Origin of the sequence: Pseudomonas fluorescens (assembly GCF_902497855.1) — a bacterium.
GTDB lineage: Bacteria > Pseudomonadota > Gammaproteobacteria > Pseudomonadales > Pseudomonadaceae > Aquipseudomonas > Aquipseudomonas fluorescens_BI.
The window spans coordinates 12,329-29,937 of record NZ_CABVHU010000018.1; the positions used below are offsets into that span (position 1 = coordinate 12,329).

The 17,609-nt window shown below is 58.1% G+C and carries 14 protein-coding genes; 9 read left to right on the plus strand and 5 right to left on the minus strand.

Annotated features, from left to right (window positions below; translation table 11 throughout):
• Positions 1-150 precede the first annotated feature (150 nt).
• A complete protein-coding gene (locus tag F8N96_RS28075; RefSeq protein WP_150800565.1) occupies positions 151-393 on the minus strand; it encodes a hypothetical protein in 243 nt (80 codons plus the stop codon).
• Positions 394-885: 492 nt separating this feature from the next.
• On the opposite strand from F8N96_RS28075, the gene F8N96_RS28080 reads away from it, so the two are divergent.
• Entirely contained in the window at positions 886-1,539 is a 654-nt protein-coding gene (locus F8N96_RS28080) for an HD domain-containing protein (protein WP_150800566.1), read from the plus strand.
• A 286-nt stretch (positions 1,540-1,825) separates the two neighbouring features.
• On the opposite strand, the gene F8N96_RS28085 is transcribed toward F8N96_RS28080, so the two are convergent.
• Positions 1,826-3,409: a peptide chain release factor 3 gene (locus F8N96_RS28085; RefSeq protein WP_150800567.1), complete on the minus strand. Its 1,584-nt coding sequence runs from the start codon at positions 3,407-3,409 to the stop codon at positions 1,826-1,828.
• A gap of 441 nt (positions 3,410-3,850) precedes the next feature.
• Between F8N96_RS28085 and F8N96_RS28090 the strand changes: the two genes are divergently transcribed.
• From F8N96_RS28090 to F8N96_RS28120, 6 genes are all read left to right on the plus strand, one after another.
• Complete coding sequence (locus tag F8N96_RS28090; protein ID WP_150800568.1) at positions 3,851-4,567, plus strand: ABC transporter permease; 717 nt, start codon at positions 3,851-3,853, stop codon at positions 4,565-4,567.
• Positions 4,568-4,587: 20 nt separating this feature from the next.
• Entirely contained in the window at positions 4,588-5,481 is an 894-nt protein-coding gene (locus tag F8N96_RS28095; protein WP_150800569.1) for a glycine betaine ABC transporter substrate-binding protein, read from the plus strand.
• 12 nt (positions 5,482-5,493) lie between these two features.
• A complete protein-coding gene (locus tag F8N96_RS28100) occupies positions 5,494-6,147 on the plus strand; it encodes an ABC transporter permease (RefSeq protein ID WP_064679765.1) in 654 nt (217 codons plus the stop codon).
• Complete coding sequence (locus F8N96_RS28105) at positions 6,144-7,301, plus strand: betaine/proline/choline family ABC transporter ATP-binding protein (protein ID WP_150800570.1); 1,158 nt, start codon at positions 6,144-6,146, stop codon at positions 7,299-7,301. The genes F8N96_RS28100 and F8N96_RS28105 overlap by 4 nt, the downstream gene beginning before the upstream one ends.
• A 468-nt stretch (positions 7,302-7,769) precedes the next feature.
• The gene (locus F8N96_RS28115) at positions 7,770-8,933 is read left to right on the plus strand and encodes a type III PLP-dependent enzyme (RefSeq protein WP_150800571.1); all 1,164 of its coding nucleotides are present in this window, start codon (positions 7,770-7,772) and stop codon (positions 8,931-8,933) included.
• A gap of 171 nt (positions 8,934-9,104) precedes the next feature.
• Positions 9,105-10,172: an alpha-xenorhabdolysin family binary toxin subunit A gene (locus tag F8N96_RS28120; protein WP_150800572.1), complete on the plus strand. Its 1,068-nt coding sequence runs from the start codon at positions 9,105-9,107 to the stop codon at positions 10,170-10,172.
• Positions 10,173-10,216: 44 nt separating this feature from the next.
• Here F8N96_RS28120 and F8N96_RS28125 read toward each other — a convergent pair whose 3' ends face one another.
• Both F8N96_RS28125 and F8N96_RS28130 read right to left on the minus strand, forming a co-directional pair.
• Positions 10,217-10,978, minus strand: coding sequence for a tetratricopeptide repeat protein (locus F8N96_RS28125; RefSeq protein WP_150800573.1), 762 nt, complete (start codon positions 10,976-10,978; stop codon positions 10,217-10,219).
• Positions 10,975-11,655 (minus strand): Fe2+-dependent dioxygenase, encoded by a 681-nt coding sequence (locus tag F8N96_RS28130; RefSeq protein WP_150800574.1) that lies wholly within the window; start codon positions 11,653-11,655, stop codon positions 10,975-10,977. Before F8N96_RS28130 ends, F8N96_RS28125 begins: the two co-directional genes overlap by 4 nt.
• Positions 11,656-11,862: 207 nt before the next feature.
• Here F8N96_RS28130 and F8N96_RS28135 point away from each other — a divergent pair, with 207 nt between their 5' ends.
• The gene (locus F8N96_RS28135; RefSeq protein WP_150800575.1) at positions 11,863-14,178 is read left to right on the plus strand and encodes a TonB-dependent receptor; all 2,316 of its coding nucleotides are present in this window, start codon (positions 11,863-11,865) and stop codon (positions 14,176-14,178) included.
• Between the two features lie 239 nt (positions 14,179-14,417).
• Positions 14,418-16,946, plus strand: a complete 2,529-nt coding sequence (locus F8N96_RS28145; RefSeq protein WP_150800576.1) for a sulfite reductase flavoprotein subunit alpha — start codon at positions 14,418-14,420, stop codon at positions 16,944-16,946.
• An 88-nt stretch (positions 16,947-17,034) separates the two neighbouring features.
• Here F8N96_RS28145 and F8N96_RS28150 read toward each other — a convergent pair whose 3' ends face one another.
• Positions 17,035-17,442, minus strand: a complete 408-nt coding sequence (locus tag F8N96_RS28150) for a hypothetical protein (protein ID WP_150800577.1) — start codon at positions 17,440-17,442, stop codon at positions 17,035-17,037.
• Between the last annotated feature and the right edge of the window lie 167 nt (positions 17,443-17,609).

A 17,609-nucleotide genomic window follows, 5' to 3' on the forward strand; every position in this document is an offset into this window, starting at 1 on the left:
AGTCAATAGAAGTATCAACTGACAAACCGCTTTCGGGAGCAAGCCCGCTCCCACAGGGACTGTGTTTCATCCAGGGTTAAGTGATAACCCAACCTCTTCCACCGCGATTGCACATCAGTCGGCGCAGAAGAGGTTTATTTTGTTTGCGGTTTATGTCTGGGTGTCGTCCTCGCCCTCGTCACCGTCCATCGAATCGTCCTCTTCCGAGCTGCCAGCCAGACTCTGGTCACCCGCCTCTGATCCGGATTGGGCAATCATCGTCTCGCTCTGCGTGCCCTGCCAATTCCAGGCCTGTTTGTCATGCTCCTGACACTCCGCCCACGCCGCGGACGAACCGAGGGACAGCAACACCAACACCTTCAGCAACAAAATACCGCGAAGAAACATGCTCATAGCCGACTCCCTCCTGCCCACGACGAACCCGGGTGCCGTGGCTTTTGTGCGAGACAGTTGTGATCGAGCGGGTTCTCAAACCAGAACGTTGATGATCGCCGGGAAATGCCACCCACGCAGAGAATGGTTTTGCATAATCGCTATGGCGAATGGTTATTTAACAGAGATGATGTCCCCTGTAGGAGCAAGCTTGCTCGCGATGGAGGCCAACGATAACGCGCCCTTCCTGAATGAATGCGGCGCCCTTGAGCATCGTCGGAACGCCGCCCCCAAAACCCCGCAGCTTTCGCAACGGGGCTTTGGGTGTTTCAGGTCAGCGCTTAACGATGCTCACGCCGCGCGGAATTTCACGTCCGGACAGCGCTCTTGCATCAGCGCCAGGTTGACCCGGGGCGGGGCCAGATTCTTGCGCACGTCGATAGTTCGTCGCAGGGTTGACGCTCGCGCATGGAGGCCTCCCAAAACAAGCACGTTTGCAATTAGGGATATTTGATGATCACAACTGTTTTTGCTCCGTTGCAATCTCTCGCCGATACTCTGCTGCCTCATGCACTGGAACCGTCGGAGGACGGTGCTCACGATCTGTCGCACCTACAGAGGGTGTGGAACAACGCCCGCACGCTTCATGCGCAAGAGGGAGGCAATCTTGAAGTGCTTTTGGCAGCGGTGCTGCTGCACGATTGCGTGACAGTGGAAAAAAACTCGCCGCTACGATCACAAGCGTCAATGCTAGCGGCGCAGAAAGCATCACAGGTGTTGGCGGAGATAGGCTGGATGAGCACAAAAATCAACCTTGTCGCCCATGCCATCGAAGCCCATAGTTTTTCAGCCAGCATCGCCCCGACCTCGCTGGAAGCGAAAATCATGCAAGACGCTGACCGCCTGGACGCCTTAGGCATGGTCGGAGTCGCACGCATGTTCTACGTTGGCGGACGCTTAGGTCACGCGCTATACGACCCGCAGGACCCCGAAGCCAACCAGCGCGACTACGACGACAAACGCTTTTGCCTTGATCATTTTCAGACCAAGTTGCTGCACTTGGCAGATGGTTTCCAGACCGTGACGGGACAACGTCTGGCGCAGATTCGCCATGACCGGTTGAAAAGCTTTCTGGATCTGTTCAAAGAAGAGATCGGTATTGGCTGATCCCACACGCATGGCAGATGGTTTTCTATCAGGGGACATGTTCCCAAGAGACGACTGCCGTTCATTTTAGGCTGACTAATTTCAAACCTGTGGGGGCGAGCTCGCGCCCGGAGAGGCCTTCACTGCCATTGATGTTGTCTGATCTGCCGTCATCGCGAGCAAGCTTGCTCCTACATAGTTGTGGTGCCTCAACTCAATCTGACCAACGCTTCGCCCAAGCAGACCCATGAGCAACAAAAAGCCCCGCGGCTTTCGCAACGGGGCTTTTGGTGTTTCAGGTCAGCGTTTAATGATGTTCACGGGTCGCGCGGAATTTCACGTCCGGCCAGCGCTCTTCCATCAGTGCCAGGTTGACCCGGGTCGGGGCCAGGTAGGTCAGGTGACCGCCGCCGTCGACCGCGAGGTTTTCCACGGCCTTGACTCGGAATTCCTCGAGCTTCTTCTTATCGTCGCAATCGATCCAGCGCGCGGAATACACGGTGATCGGCTCGTAGGAGCACTCGACCTTGTATTCCTCTTTCAAACGGCTGGCGACCACATCGAACTGCAGCACACCGACGGCGCCGAGGATGATGTCGTTGCTGCGCTCGGGGAAGAACACCTGGGTCGCGCCCTCTTCCGCCAGTTGCTGCAGGCCTTGACGCAGCTGCTTGGATTTCAGCGGATCACGCAGGCGCACGCGACGGAACAGTTCCGGGGCGAAGTGCGGGATGCCGGTGAAGCCCAGGACTTCGCCTTCGGTGAAGGTGTCGCCGATCTGGATGGTGCCGTGGTTGTGCAGGCCGATGATGTCGCCAGCAAACGCTTCCTCAAGCTGCTCACGCTCGGAGGAGAAGAACGTCAGGGCATCGCCGATCCGCACGTCTTTGCCGGTGCGCACGTGGCGCATCTTCATGCCTTTTTCGTACTTGCCGGAGCAAATGCGCATGAAGGCGATGCGGTCGCGGTGTTTCGGGTCCATGTTCGCCTGGATCTTGAACACGAAGCCGGCGAATTTCTCTTCGACCGGTTCCACGGTGCGTTCGTTGGCGACACGGGCCAGCGGTTTCGGCGCCCAGTTGACCACGGCATCGAGCACGTGATCGACACCGAAGTTGCCCAGTGCGGTACCGAAGAACACCGGCGTCAGTTGGCCGTCGAGGAATTCCTGCTGGTTGAATTCGTGGCAGGCACCCTGCACCAGTTCCAGCTGTTCGACGAAGCGATCGTACTCGTCGCCCAAATGCGCGCGGGCTTCATCGGAATCGAGCTTCTCGATGATTTTCACATCGGTGCGCTCGTGGCCGTGACCGGCGGTGTAGACGATGATGTAGTCGTCGGCGAGGTGATAAACGCCCTTGAAGTCGCGGTAGCAACCGATCGGCCAGGTGATCGGCGCCGCCTTGATCTTCAGGACCGCTTCGATTTCGTCGAGCAGTTCGATCGGGTCGCGGATGTCACGGTCGAGTTTGTTGATGAAGCTGACGATCGGCGTGTCACGCAGACGGCAGACGTCCATCAACGCAATCGTACGTGGCTCAACGCCTTTACCGCCGTCGAGGACCATCAAGGCCGAGTCCACCGCCGTCAGGGTGCGGTAGGTGTCTTCGGAGAAGTCTTCGTGGCCCGGGGTGTCGAGCAGGTTGATCATGTGGTCGCGATACGGGAACTGCATGACCGACGTGGTAATGGAAATACCCCGTTGTTTTTCCATTTCCATCCAGTCGGAGGTGGCATGGCGGTCGGACTTGCGAGATTTCACCGTGCCGGCAACCGCAATCGCCTTGCCCATCAGCAAGAGCTTCTCGGTGATGGTGGTTTTACCGGCATCGGGGTGGGAAATAATGGCGAAAGTGCGGCGTTTCGCGACTTCGGCGGCCTGTTTGGTCATGGGAAATCGCCTGGCAGGTGATTCAAAAAAGGGCGCAGATTATAGCCCAACTTGAGTCAATAACCGAACCGTTGAGCACATTAGGGGTGGCCAAATGCTGCTTCAGATGGGAACCTTTCAGACCGTGGAGGCGTCCACTCCCCTGTTACGACTATTCGTCAGGGTTGAAAAATCAGCAAGTTAGCCTGACGAGGCTGCGCTTATGGCTCGATAAGCCGTACGCCTTTCTCCTGTAGGAGCGAGCCTGCTCGCGAAAAACGTCCAGACGAATGCGTTCATTCAGAATGCACGCGTCATCGTTGACGTCCTTCGCGAGCTGGCTCGCTCCCACAGGGGGGACGCGCACGGCATGAGCTGCTTCTCGCGAACGTTGATCCCGGCAGCCAGGAATGGCATGCCACACGGGACTGCGTCCGCCGACTGAACAAAAGGAGTCCGCCTGTGGCTATTCGCTATGGCAAGGGGCTGATAGGAGGTGCGGTTGTCGTCGCCCTCCTGGCCCTGCTGATCCATTGGATTGGCATCAACACGATCGAACATTACCGCGACGATTTGTTGTTCTACCTGCAAGCTCATCTGATTCTGGTCCTCTTTTCCATGCTGGCCGCCCTTGTAGTGGGCATACCCGCCGGTATCTTCCTCAGCCGCCCGACCATGGTTGGACGCGCCGAACGCTTCATGCAGATCTTCAACATCGGCAACACCGTGCCGCCTCTTGCCGTACTGGCCATCGCCCTGGGTATCCTCGGCATCGGCAGCGGTCCCGCGATCTTCGCCCTGTTCCTCGCCTCGCTGTTGCCGATCGTGCGCAACACCTATGAAGGCCTGAAAAATGTGCAGGGTTCGCTCAAGGAAGCGGCCGTCGGCATCGGCATGACACCGACTCAGGTGTTGTGGCGGGTCGAACTGCCGAACGCCGTGCCGATCATCATCGGTGGCGTGCGCGTGGCGCTGGCGATCAACGTCGGTACCGCACCCCTGGCGTTCCTGATCGGCGCCAACAGTCTGGGCAGTCTGATTTTCCCCGGCATCGCCCTGAACAATCAGCCGCAACTGATGCTCGGCGCGGCCTGCACCGCCCTGCTGGCCTTGCTGCTCGACGGCCTGGTGACACTCGCCAGCCGCCTCTGGCTCGAACGCGGGCTGCGCCCGTCTTAAGCCTCGGCAAAGGAATCGATATGAAAAAGCTATGCTTATTTTTAGGCTGCGCCCTGCTGTTCGCAGGATTTGCCCAAGCCGCTGAAAAACCGGTGATTCGCATCGGCGCCCGGGTGTTCACCGAACAGACCCTGCTCGCGGAAATCACCTCCCAGTACCTGCGCACCAAGGGTTACGACACCCAGGTGACCGGCGGTCTGGGCAGCAACCTCGCCCGCAGCGCTCAGGAAAGCGGCCAGCTGGACCTGATATGGGAATACACCGGCGTGTCGCTGGTGGCTTACAACCATGTCACCGACAAACTCGACAGCGCGCAGTCCTACGCGAAGGTGAAAGAACTCGACGGGAAAAAAGGCCTGGTCTGGCTCACCCCGTCGAAGTTCAGCAATACCTACGCCCTGGCACTCCCGGAAAAAACCGCGAAGGCTTATCCGCAGATCAACACCATCAGCGAGCTGAACACGGTGATGCAGGCTGAGTCGAAGACCAACCACCTCGTCGCCCTGGACACCGAGTTCGCCAACCGTTCCGATGGCATGGCCGGCATGGTCGACCTCTATGGCATGAACCTGACCCGTAAAAACACCCGCCAGATGGATGCCGGGCTGGTCTACACCGCCCTGCGTAATAGCCAGGTGTTTGCCGGCCTGGTCTATACCACCGACGGCCGCTTGAACGCCTTCAAGCTCAAGTTGCTGGAAGACGACAAGCACTACTTCCCGGATTACACCGCAGCCCCGGTGGTACGTCAGGTGTACCTCGACGCCCATCCGGCACTGGCGGAAGACATCAAACCGCTGGCCGAACTGTTCGATGACGCCACCATGCGTGCGCTGAATGCGCGGGTCGACGTCGATCACGAAAGCCCTTCATCCGTTGCCGCAGATTTCCTGCGCCAGCACCCTATCAACTGAGGAGGAAAAGACATGGAATTTCTGAACGCCTTTTCCCATCTCGACTGGGCGCAGGTCGCGCAATTGACCTGGCAGCACATCACGCTGGTCGGCATTGCCGTGACATTGGCGATCCTGGTTGGCGTGCCGCTGGGCATCCTGATGACGCGCTTCCCGACACTCGCCGGCCCGTTACAGGCCAGCGCCACGGTGCTGCTGACCGTGCCATCGATTGCCCTGTTCGGCCTGCTGCTGCCGTTCTACTCGAAATTCGGCCAGGGCCTGGGCCCGATGCCGGCGATTACCGCCGTATTTTTGTACTCGCTGCTGCCGATCATGCGTAACACCTACCTCGCCCTGACCGGCGTCGAACCCGGCATTCGCGAAGCCGCCCGCGGCATCGGCATGACCTTCGGCCAGCGCCTGCGCATGGTCGAACTGCCGATTGCCGTGCCGGTGATCCTCGCCGGTGTGCGCACCGCCGTGGTCATGAACATTGGCGTCATGACCATCGCCGCGACCATCGGCGCCGGTGGCCTCGGTGTACTCATTCTCGCTTCAATCAGCCGCAGCGACATGTCGATGCTGATCGTCGGCGCCGTGCTGGTCAGCCTCCTGGCCATCTTCGCCGACCTGCTTCTGCAATGGCTGCAACGCACGCTGACTCCAAAAGGACTCCTGAAATGATCGAACTTCAAAACCTCAGCAAGACCTTCCAAAGCAACGGCAAAGATGTGAAAGCCGTGGACTCGGTAAGCCTGACCGTCAATGAAGGCGAGATCTGTGTGTTCCTCGGGCCATCGGGCTGCGGCAAAAGCACCACGCTGAAAATGATCAACCGCCTGATCAAGCCGACCTCGGGCAAGATCCTGATCAATGGCGAAGACACCACCGACCTCGACGCCGTGACCCTGCGTCGCAACATCGGTTATGTGATCCAGCAGATCGGCTTGTTCCCGAACATGACCATCGAGGAAAACATCACCATCGTTCCGCGCCTGCTGGGCTGGGACAAGCAGAAATGCCACGACCGCGCCCGCGAGTTGATGAGCATGATCAAGCTCGAGCCCAAGCAGTACCTGAATCGCTACCCGCGTGAGTTGTCCGGCGGCCAGCAACAGCGGATCGGCGTGATTCGCGCCCTGGCGGCCGATGCGCCGTTGCTGCTGATGGATGAACCGTTTGGCGCGGTCGACCCGATCAACCGCGAGATGATCCAGAACGAGTTCTTCGAGATGCAACGGGCGCTGAACAAGACGGTGATCATGGTCAGCCATGACATCGACGAAGCTATCAAGCTGGGCGACAAGATCGCGATCTTCCGCGCCGGCAAGCTGCTGCAGATCGACCATCCGGACACCTTGCTCGCGCACCCGGTGGACGACTTTGTCAGCAACTTCGTCGGCCAGGACAGCACGCTCAAGCGGCTGTTGCTGGTAAAAGCCGAAGATGCGGCGGACAACGCGCCGTCGGTGAGCCCGGAAACCCCGGTGGCCGAAGCGTTGGAATTGATGGACGAACTTGACCGTCGTTATGTGGTGGTCACTGATGGTGAGAATAAGGCGCTCGGTTATGTACGACGTCGCGACCTGCACCGTCAGACCGGCACTTGCGCGCAATACCGGCGCGAGTTCAATGCCACCGCGGCGTACGACGAGCACTTGCGCATCCTGTTGTCGCGCATGTACGAGTTCAACCGTTCGTGGCTGCCGGTGATGGATGCCGAGCGGGTGTTCCTGGGTGAAGTGACCCAGGAATCGATTGCCGAGTACCTCAGTTCCGGCAAGTCCCGTGGCGGCAAGACCAGCATTGTTTCGCCGGCCGAGACTGCCGTCGCCTGATCTGACGCCTTCCCTGTAGGAGCGAGCTTGCTCGCGATGGACCTGAGAGCGCCGCGTTGACTCAGGAACCACGCATTTTCGTTAACGCCCATCGCGAGCAAGCTTGCTCCTACAGGCGGTTGCAAACACCTCAAATATCCTTCTACCGGGAACATCACACTGTCATGCTGGTCAGCTACATCATTGGGTACAAGGCACCGCACGACGGAAGCGTGCAATAACGCGACATTTTTTGTTGATCTCAAGCCCCTCACGCCCTAAAGTTCGCGCCGAACGTCCATGCTGGAAACGATCCATCCGGCTCAAGTACTGACGACGAGACAGCAAGGCCAAGGGAAAGCACCGCTTCCCATGGCCTTTTTGCTTTCGGCGACATGCCTTGGGAAGTAGGCGAACCAAAGTGGGGATACGGAGGACGTTCATTTGCACCCATTGTTAATTTCAGTTTGCCCTTAGGAGTCTCCAGCAATGTCGATCAACGTCGAAGATTATTTCGAGCGCGCTACCTTTGACAAAATGAAGGCATTCGCCGACAAGCAAGAAACCCCGTTCGTGGTGATCGACACCGCGATGATCAGCCAGGCCTACGATGACCTGCGCGCCGGTTTCGAATTCGCCAAAGTCTATTACGCGGTAAAAGCCAACCCGGCTGTCGAGATCATTGACCTGTTGAAAGATAAGGGGTCGAGCTTCGACATCGCCTCGATCTATGAGCTGGACAAGGTGATGGACCGCGGCGTCAGCGCCGACCGTATCAGCTATGGCAACACCATCAAGAAATCCAGAGACATCCGTTATTTCTACGAGAAAGGCGTGCGCCTGTTCTCCACCGACTCCGAAGCCGACCTGCGCAACATCGCCAAGGCGGCACCGGGCTCGAAAGTCTACGTGCGTATTCTCACCGAAGGCTCGACCACGGCTGACTGGCCTTTGTCGCGCAAATTCGGCTGCCAGACCGACATGGCCATGGACCTGCTGATCCTGGCCCGCGACCTCGGTCTGGTGCCTTACGGCATTTCCTTCCACGTCGGCTCGCAACAGCGCGACATCAGCGTCTGGGACGCGGCGATCGCCAAGGTCAAAGTGATCTTCGAGCGCCTGAAGGAAGAAGACGGCATCGTGCTCAAGCTGATCAACATGGGCGGTGGCTTTCCAGCCAACTACATCACCCGCACCAACAGCCTGGAAACCTACGCCGAAGAAATCATCCGCTTCCTCAAGGAAGACTTCGGTGACGACCTGCCGGAAATCATCCTGGAACCTGGCCGTTCGCTGATCGCCAACGCTGGCATTCTGGTCAGCGAAGTGGTGCTGGTTGCGCGTAAATCCCGCACCGCCGTCGAGCGCTGGGTGTACACGGATGTGGGCAAGTTCTCCGGCCTGATCGAAACCATGGACGAAGCCATCAAGTTCCCGATCTGGACCGAGAAGAAAGGCGAAATGGAAGAAGTGGTCATCGCCGGCCCGACCTGCGACAGCGCCGACATCATGTACGAAAACTACAAGTACGGTTTGCCGCTGAACCTGGCCATTGGTGATCGTATGTACTGGTTGTCGACCGGTGCCTACACCACCAGCTACAGCGCCGTTGAATTCAATGGCTTCCCGCCGCTGAAATCGTTTTACGTTTAATTAGTAGTCACCCATAAAAACCCGTGAATTTCACGGGTTTTTTTATTGCTGCTTATTGGCAATAAAGTTCTGCACTCCAACTTCATAACGCGTTACAGACCCGCCATATAAAAGCATCCAAAACAAGGTTATTCTGCGACCTCACTCCATTATTCTAAAAGGATTTAAACCATGGATCATAATGCCGCACCTGTTGCATCCCCATCGATCATTACCAAAAGCGACATTACACGTATCAAAGAGTACGTCACCACCGCAAATGCACTTCCAATCACCCAGAGTGAGGTTCAACAGTTTCTCAAAGGTGAAGGGAGTGGTATCGCAGGCCTGGAGCCGTATGAAATTGCCAGCACTTTTGCCAAAATCGCAAGCAACGCAAACAGCTGGAACGACATCGAATTATCGATGAAAAAAGTTGCCGGCAGCCTTAACGCCTTCCATGCCGACCTGACTTCCTTCGGAAATGACATTATCGATGCCGTTGTGACAATGCCAGGTTATAAAAACTACCTGGGCACTCTTGAAGGACTGTCCGAAGAAGAAATCGCCCTGCTGCCGCCTTTGCAGGTGGGCCAGGAAGAGAAAAACAGATTCCCGACTATCAAGGACTCCATCCAGTTCATTGCCAGCTCCATCGAACAAAAAAGGATGAGCAGCACTAACATTGAGCTACGCCTTCGTATCTTCAAAAAGGAGTTGAACAATGAAATATCGGTAATGATCAGCAAAAAGCTGAAGCTGGCCGACCCTCATGAAGTGTCCGCAGAAATCACCCGGCTCAACGCCGAAATCGACGCTGCCCAACAATTGGTTGAAAAAACAACCAAAGCGTACGAATTAAATATTTACGATCAAGTTTTTTCATTTCACCCCACCCTATTTCTGGTTCCGGCTGCCAAAGAGGTAGCAAAAAAAATTGAGGTAGACCCTTTGATCCGTCGCCGGAACGAGCTCACCGAGCAAGTCCGCCAGAAGTACATTCTTACAGGGACCCTGCAAACACTGCATAACCGTCTATCCGTCATAGATACTTTTATCAACGACGCTATCAGCAGTGTGGCTCTGGTGGAGACCTTGTGGATCACTATTTCAGAATATATTGACTCGTCAAAAAACAAAGTGGACGGGATTCACGAATTCCTGACACTAAGAACATTTGTTACCAGCCTGCGAGCAGTTCTCGAAGACTGGAAAAAAGTGGATGTGAATGCCAGAGCTCTGACAAGGGCGTTAGACTGATCTGCTCATTCTGCACTTTGGTAAAACCATTTATAAGTAAAGAGTCAAGTCACTTGTTGAGCGAGTTGCGACGCACGCTGCTGATACTGTTGAGCCATCGCTCGAATGACGGGGTGCGGGGCGTTGAGTAACGCCTCGCCACTCACTCGCAGAAAATTCTGGTTACCGCCAGCCAATGCCTGGCGCAACCAGGACAACGCTTCGTCGACTTGCCCCTCATCGGCCAACAACGCCGCAAAACTGAACTGGCCTCGAAAATCCCCACCTTCCGCCGATCGTCGATACCAACACCTTGCCGCCAATGGATCGGCTGGACAAATTTGCCCTTCTTCCAGATAACGCCCCAGTAGATTCATCGATTTCGCATGCCCCAGTTCTGCGGCCTGTCGATACAGGCTCAACGCTTGAACCGGGTCTATCATCACCCCGCGCCCGGTCGCCAGCAGATTGGCGTAGTTGTACATCGCCCAATCGAGACCCGCTTCGGCGGCAACGCGATAATGCACCGCAGCAACCGCCGCATCGGCAGCACACCCCCAGCCATGCTCATGACAACGACCGAGCATGTTGCGCGCCATCAGATGACCTCGCTGAGCGGCGATTGCGAACCAGCGCACGGCCAGCGGCTGATCTTGCGCGATCCCTCGCCCGTCCAGCAGGATCTGCCCGAGCAGGGCCTGAGCGTCGAGCACGCCTTCACGGGCCGCGATCAGAATCGCCTGAGCCGCGCTCGCGGGGCTTTCATTGAGCATGGCTTTGAGGCGATCGCCGTCGAGCACTTCTTCGCGGCGCAATTGAAAACTCATACCTCGACCCAGCGGCGCAGCAGGTTGTGGTAAGTGCCGGTCAGGCGGATCAGCGAAGGGTGGTCGGGCATATCTTGCGTCAGCTGCTGGATCGCCCCGTCCATTTCAAACAGCAAGGCACGCTGGCTGTCTTCGCGGACCAGGCTTTGGGTCCAGAAAAACGAGGCAAAGCGCGTGCCGCGGGTGACGGCATTGACCTTGTGCAGGCTGGTGCCGGGGTACAGGACCATATCGCCGGCGGGCAACTTCACCCGTTGGGTGCCGAAGGTGTCCTGGATCTCCAGTTCGCCGCCGTCATAGTCGTCGGGCTCGCTGAAAAACAGGGTCGCCGACAGATCGGTGCGCACCCGCTCGATGCTGTTCTTTGGCTGGCGCACGGCGTTGTCGATGTGGAAATCGAAGCTGCCACCCGCCGTGTAGCAGTTCAGCAACGGCGGGAAGACCTTGTGCGGTAGCGCGGCCGACATGAACAGCGGATTTTTCCACAGCCGTTCCAGCATCGCCGCGCCGACCTCCTTGGCCAATGGATGACCTTCGGGCAGTTGCAGATTGTGCTTGGCCTTGGCCGACTGAAAACCTGCCGTGATCTTGCCATCCGCCCAATCGGCCTGTTCCAGAGCCTCGCGGATGCGCTGCACTTCTTCTTTAGCGAACAAGCCGGGAATGTGCAGCAGCATGGAGAAGCACCTGAAGGCAAAAGGATGGCAATGATATTGATTCTTATTGCCTGTGTAAAACCCTGGCGACGAATGAAACATCAAAAACCGTAAGGTTAAATTGTAAAGAATGTAAATTCAGTGCGAATAGTAATGTTTCGCAATTGATACGGATACTTGTTTACCCTATATTCCGCGGCCTCAAATCCTTGGGGAGGGGAAATGCTCATGTCACGCCAACACTCACAATTACCGGTCAGTTCACCGCGTTTGCTCGCGTCTGCAATTGGCGTGGCGATCACTGCGGGCTCCGCTGGCCATATGGTTTTCGCTGCCGAGAAGACCGACGAGAAAGCGCCGAACAATGCGATTTCCCTCGACGCCACTGCGATTAACGGCGAAGCCCAGGACGCGACGACCTACAACGTTGAAAAAGCCTCCTCGCCCAAGTACACCGCGCCACTGGTCGACACGCCACGCTCGATCACCGTCATTCCGCAACAGGTCCTCAAGGACACCGGCGCCCTCAACATGCAGGACGCGCTGCGCACCGTTCCAGGCATCACCTTCGGTGCCGGTGAAGGCGGCAACCCACAGGGTGACCGTCCATTCATTCGTGGCTTCGACGCTCAGGGCGATACGTACCTGGACGGCGTGCGCGACACCGGCTCGCAAAGCCGCGAGATCTTCGCCGTCGAGTCGATTGAAGTCAGCAAAGGCCCGAACTCGGCCATTGGCGGCCGTGGCGCTGCCGGCGGCAGCATCAACCTGGTGAGTAAAAAAGCACACTTGGGCGACTCGCTCGACGGTGGCTTCACCTGGGGCTCGGATCAGACTCAGCGCTACACCTTCGACGGCAACTACCAGTTCACCGACACCGCCGCCGGCCGTCTGAACCTGATGAGCCACGAAAGCAACGTCGCCGGCCGGGACAAGGTCGATTACGACCGTTGGGGCATCGCGCCATCGCTGGCGTTCGGCCTGGGTACCGACACTCGCGTGAACCTCGATTACTACCACCTGGAAAGTAACGACACGCCGGATTCGGGCATTCCGTACACCATTCCTGCCGGCCTTGCTGCCGCCCGCACCAAGTCCAATCCGGACAAGCCTTACGCCGGTGGCGATGACAGCAACTTCTACGGTCTGGACCGCGATTTCCGCAAGGGTCGCACCGACACCGCGACCTTCGCCATCGAGCACGACCTGAACGATGCGCTGACCGTCAAGAACACCCTGCGCCATGGCAGCAGCATGCAGGATTACATCCTGACCCAGCCGGACGACTCCAAGGGCAACGTCAACAATGGCAGCGTCTGGCGTCGGGCCAACACCCGTGTCAGCAACACCACGACCACCACCAACCAGACCGATCTGTTTGGTGATGTGTACATCGCCGGGTTCAAGAACAGCTTCGCCACCGGTATCGAGCTGAGCCGCGAGGAAGGCAAAAAGTCCTCGTACAACGTCAACACCGACACCACGCCGGGTACCGCCGCCGCGACCACCAACTGCACCCCGGCGCTGATCGGCACGCCGAGTAACTACAACTGCACCTCGCTGTCCAACCCGAACCCGAACGACCCATGGGACGGTTCCATCTCGCGCAACTACGCCGGCACCGACACCAAGGCCAAGACCTATGCGCTGTACGTGTTCGACACGCTGGAGCTGTCCGATCAGTGGCTGGTGAACATGGGCCTGCGTTACGACCATTTCGATACCGACTACAAGACCTACAACGCCGCCGGCACCACCACGTCCAAGGGCGATGACGTCAGCGAATTCGTCACAGGCCAATTCGGCGTGGTCTACAAGCTGGCTGAAAACGGCAGCATCTATGCCTCGTATGCCACCTCCGCCACGCCACCGGGCAACACCCTGGGTGAAGGTCAGGAAGGCAACCCGCTGGGCGGCACCCCGGATCGCAGCGGCAATCTGCTGAGCAGCGACATGGAGCCGGAAACCACCAAGAACTACGAAATCGGTACCAAGTGGGATCTGCTGAATGATCGTCTGTCGCTGACTGCCGATATCTTCCGCACCGAGAAAGACAACGCCCGGGTACAAGTCGACACCACGTCCTATGAAAACGCCGGTAAAACCCGCGTTCAAGGTGTCGAACTGTCGGCCACCGGCAAGATCACCGACAAATGGCAAGTCTTCGCCGGTTATGCCTACATGGACAGCGAGCAAGTCGACGGCGGCCCGTTGGGCGCGGCGAACGACGGCAACGAGCTGCCTAACACGCCGAAAAACAGCGCCAGCCTCTGGACGACCTATCAGGTCACTCCGAAGCTGACCATCGGTGGCGGTGCGTTCTACGTCGACGACGTATTCGGTAGCACGGCCAACACCACCATGGTGGATGACTACGTACGCTACGACGCCATGGTGGCCTACAAGCTGACCAAAAACGTCGACCTGCAGCTGAACGTGCAGAACCTGACCGACGAAACCTACTACGACAAAGCGTTCTCGACCCACTTCGCCAACCAGGCGGCAGGCCGTACCGCGTTGCTGAGCACCAACTTCCACTTCTGATAGAAAACTGTAGGAGCGAGCTTGCTCGCGATGGTCGTCAACGATGACGCGGGAAACCTGACACCCCGCGTCGCTCTCGAGTTTTTCGCGAGCAAGCTCGCTCCTACAGTATCGGCGTTGGGCCAGGCCCCGTTCATCCAGATGAACGGGGCCTTTGTGCGTAAAAAAGAATGCTTCTCGACAACCCACGGCATAATGCGCGCCGTGATGATTATTTTCGAACGAACAAGGCGAGTGACGTGTTGAAGAAAACCCTGTTCCAGTTGCACTGGTTTTTCGGCATCAGCGCCGGGCTGGTCCTGGCCCTGATGGGCATCACCGGGGCGACGGTATCGTTTCAGGATGAACTCCTGAGCGTGCTGAACCCGACTGTGCTGCAGGTCGAGAAGCAGGTCGCCGGCGTCCTGCCGCCCGCCGAACTGGTGGAAAAAATCGAAGGCGCCTCGGGCAAGAAAGTGGCGATGATCTGGGTCGAGACCGACAGCGGCAAAGCCGCCCGGGTGTCCTTTACCCCGCCACCGGGTGAGCGCCGCGGCGAGATGCGCTACTTCAACCCGTACACCGCCGAATTCATGGGCGATGCCGTCGGCCAGGACTTCTTCGGCTTCATGCTGCAACTGCATCGTTTCCTGGCCATGGGCGATACCGGTCGGCAGATCACCGGCGCCTGTACGCTGATCCTGGTGTTCTTCTGCCTGTCCGGCCTCTACCTGCGGTGGCCGCGCCAGTGGAACAGCTGGCGTGCCTGGCTGACCCTCGACTGGAAGAAAAAAGGTCGCAGCTTCAATTGGGACCTGCACTCGGTGGCGGGCACCTGGTGCCTGGTGTTTTATCTCCTGGCGGCGCTGACCGGGTTGTCCTGGTCTTATGAGTGGTACAGCAAGGGCCTGACCCGGTTGCTTTCCGATTCGCCGCAGAACGAGCGGGTTCGCGGCGGCCGTGGTCCTGCGCCAGCCGGCCCGGCGCCGACCGCCGACTACGCCGCGATGTGGAGCAGCATCTACAGCGCCGCCGGCCCGGCCTTGAGTGCCTACAACATTCGTATGCCGCCAGTGGCCGGGCAACCGGCAACCGTGTTCTATCTGTTGAACAGCTCGCCCCATGACCGGGCACTGAACCAGATCAGCCTCGATCCGGCCACCGGCATCGTCAAACGCCATGACCGCTACAGCGACAAGAGCCTCAAGGCGCAGTTGCTGACCAGCATCTACGCGCTGCACGTCGGCAGCTATTTCGGAATCGTCGGGCGGATCATCCTGACGCTCAGCGCGCTGACCATGCCGCTGTTTTTTGTCACGGGCTGGTTGCTGTACCTCGATCGTCGACGCAAGAAAAAGCAGATCAAGGATGCCCGCCAAGGCCTCGCACAATCAGACAGCAATACGCCGGCCTGGTTGATCGGCTTCGCCAGCCAGAGCGGGTTTGCCGAGCAATTGGCGTGGCAGACCGCCGGGCAATTGCAGGCCGCCGGCCTGCCGGTAAAGGTTCAGCCTCTGGCGGATGTCAGTGAGCAGGATCTGCGCGATTCCAGCAACGCACTGTTCGTGGTCAGCACTTTCGGCGACGGCGAAGCGCCGGACAGCGCCCGGGGCTTCGAACGCAAGGTACTGGGCCAGGCGCCGAGCCTGGAGCGCCTGAACTATGCGGTGCTCGGCCTCGGTGATCGGCAGTATCAGCACTTCTGCGGTTTCGCCCGACGCTTGCACACCTGGCTGGGCGAGCACGGCGGCAAGACCCTGTTCGCCCCGGTGGAAGTCGACAGCGGCGACCCCTACGCCTTGCGTCACTGGCAGCAGCAACTCGGCCTGGTGACCGGACAGGCGCCCGTGGACACCTGGCAAGCGCCCGGCTATGACCACTGGACCCTGGTTCGCCGGGACTTGCTCAACCCGGACAGCAGCAGTTCGGGCGTGTACATGCTGGGCCTCGCCGCCCCTACCACCAGCAGCTGGTTGGCCGGTGACCTGGTGGAAGTACTGCCGCGCAATTGCCCGTGGGCGATCGAGCACTTCCTCGATGGCCTGGGCATCGACGGTCGAGCCACGGTGACGCTCGACGACCTGTCGCAACCGCTGGAGCAAGCCCTCGCCAGTCGACAGTTGCCCGAGAACCGGACCCATCTGGTCGGTCTGCACGCACAAGCGCTGGTGGACGCCTTGGTGCCGTTGGCCATGCGCGAGTACTCCATCGCCTCGATTGCCGCCGATGGCGTACTGGAACTGATCGTGCGCCAGGAACTGCACCCCGACGGCAGGCTCGGCATCGGCTCCGGCTGGCTGACCGAACACGTGCCGGTGGGCGGCACCATCAGCCTGCGGGTACGACGCAACAGCGGTTTTCATCTGCCGACCGAGCCGGTGCCGATGATTTTGCTGGGCAACGGTACCGGTCTCGCGGGGCTGCGCAGCTTGCTCAAGGCGCGGATTGCCGACGGGCAGCAGCGTCATTGGCTGTTGTTCGGCGAGCGCCATCGCGAGCACGATTACCTGTGCCGCGATGAGCTTGAAGAATGGCTGATTTCAGGTGATCTGGAGCGATTGGACCTGGCGTTCTCGCGGGATCAGGCCGAGAAGATCTACGTGCAGGATCGACTGCGCGAGTCAGCCGCAGAACTGAAAAAATGGCTGGCGGATGGCGCCGTCATTTACATCTGCGGCAGCTTGCAGGGGATGGCCTCAGGGGTGGACCACGTGCTCAATGAAGTGCTCGGAATCGAAGCGGTCGACCGCCTGATCGAAGAAGGCCGCTACCGCCGCGACGTTTACTGATAGAGCTGAATATTGGCTGGGTATCCTGGCGTCACATTAACAACAATGTGATGCCTGGATAACCAACTGCTTGATTCGGGGCTCAACGTTACTGTGGCGACTCGCTTTCTGGATCACGCTTATTAAGCTTTGCTCGCGCCTTGATCTTGTCGATCTGCTGCTGACTGAGGCAGGTGACCTTAGAGCAGTTGTTGTTAAGGTCACACATTTGGTCGCAAGGGATGTCTTTATGGTCATCGATCAAACAGCGGTCTGCAGTACCGCTTCGATAAACGCCGTTGCCATCATTGTCCTTCCCTAAAAAAACACATAGAAAATGGCCGCCACCGATGGGCGCGATATCGCAGTAATAAGCACCCACCATTCCCCATCCTCCGTTGCATAACCCTGCATCGGTTTGATTTTCATTTTTGCAAGCAGAAAGAAACAGCGTGCACAATATCAAGGATATAACTGCCTTCCATGATGATCTTTGTTGTCCATTTATCAGTTTCATTGGTCTTTACTCGATTGGCGTTCAAGGTTTCAATCACCACCCTCTTAGCTTTCAATGAAAACAACCAAAAAACACCTGTAACAAATGACAGTTTATTATGCCGATTGGTTATAGCACGGCGCTTTATTCCTAATTAACGGCGAAGTTAAGCTGGGTAACGGATGGTA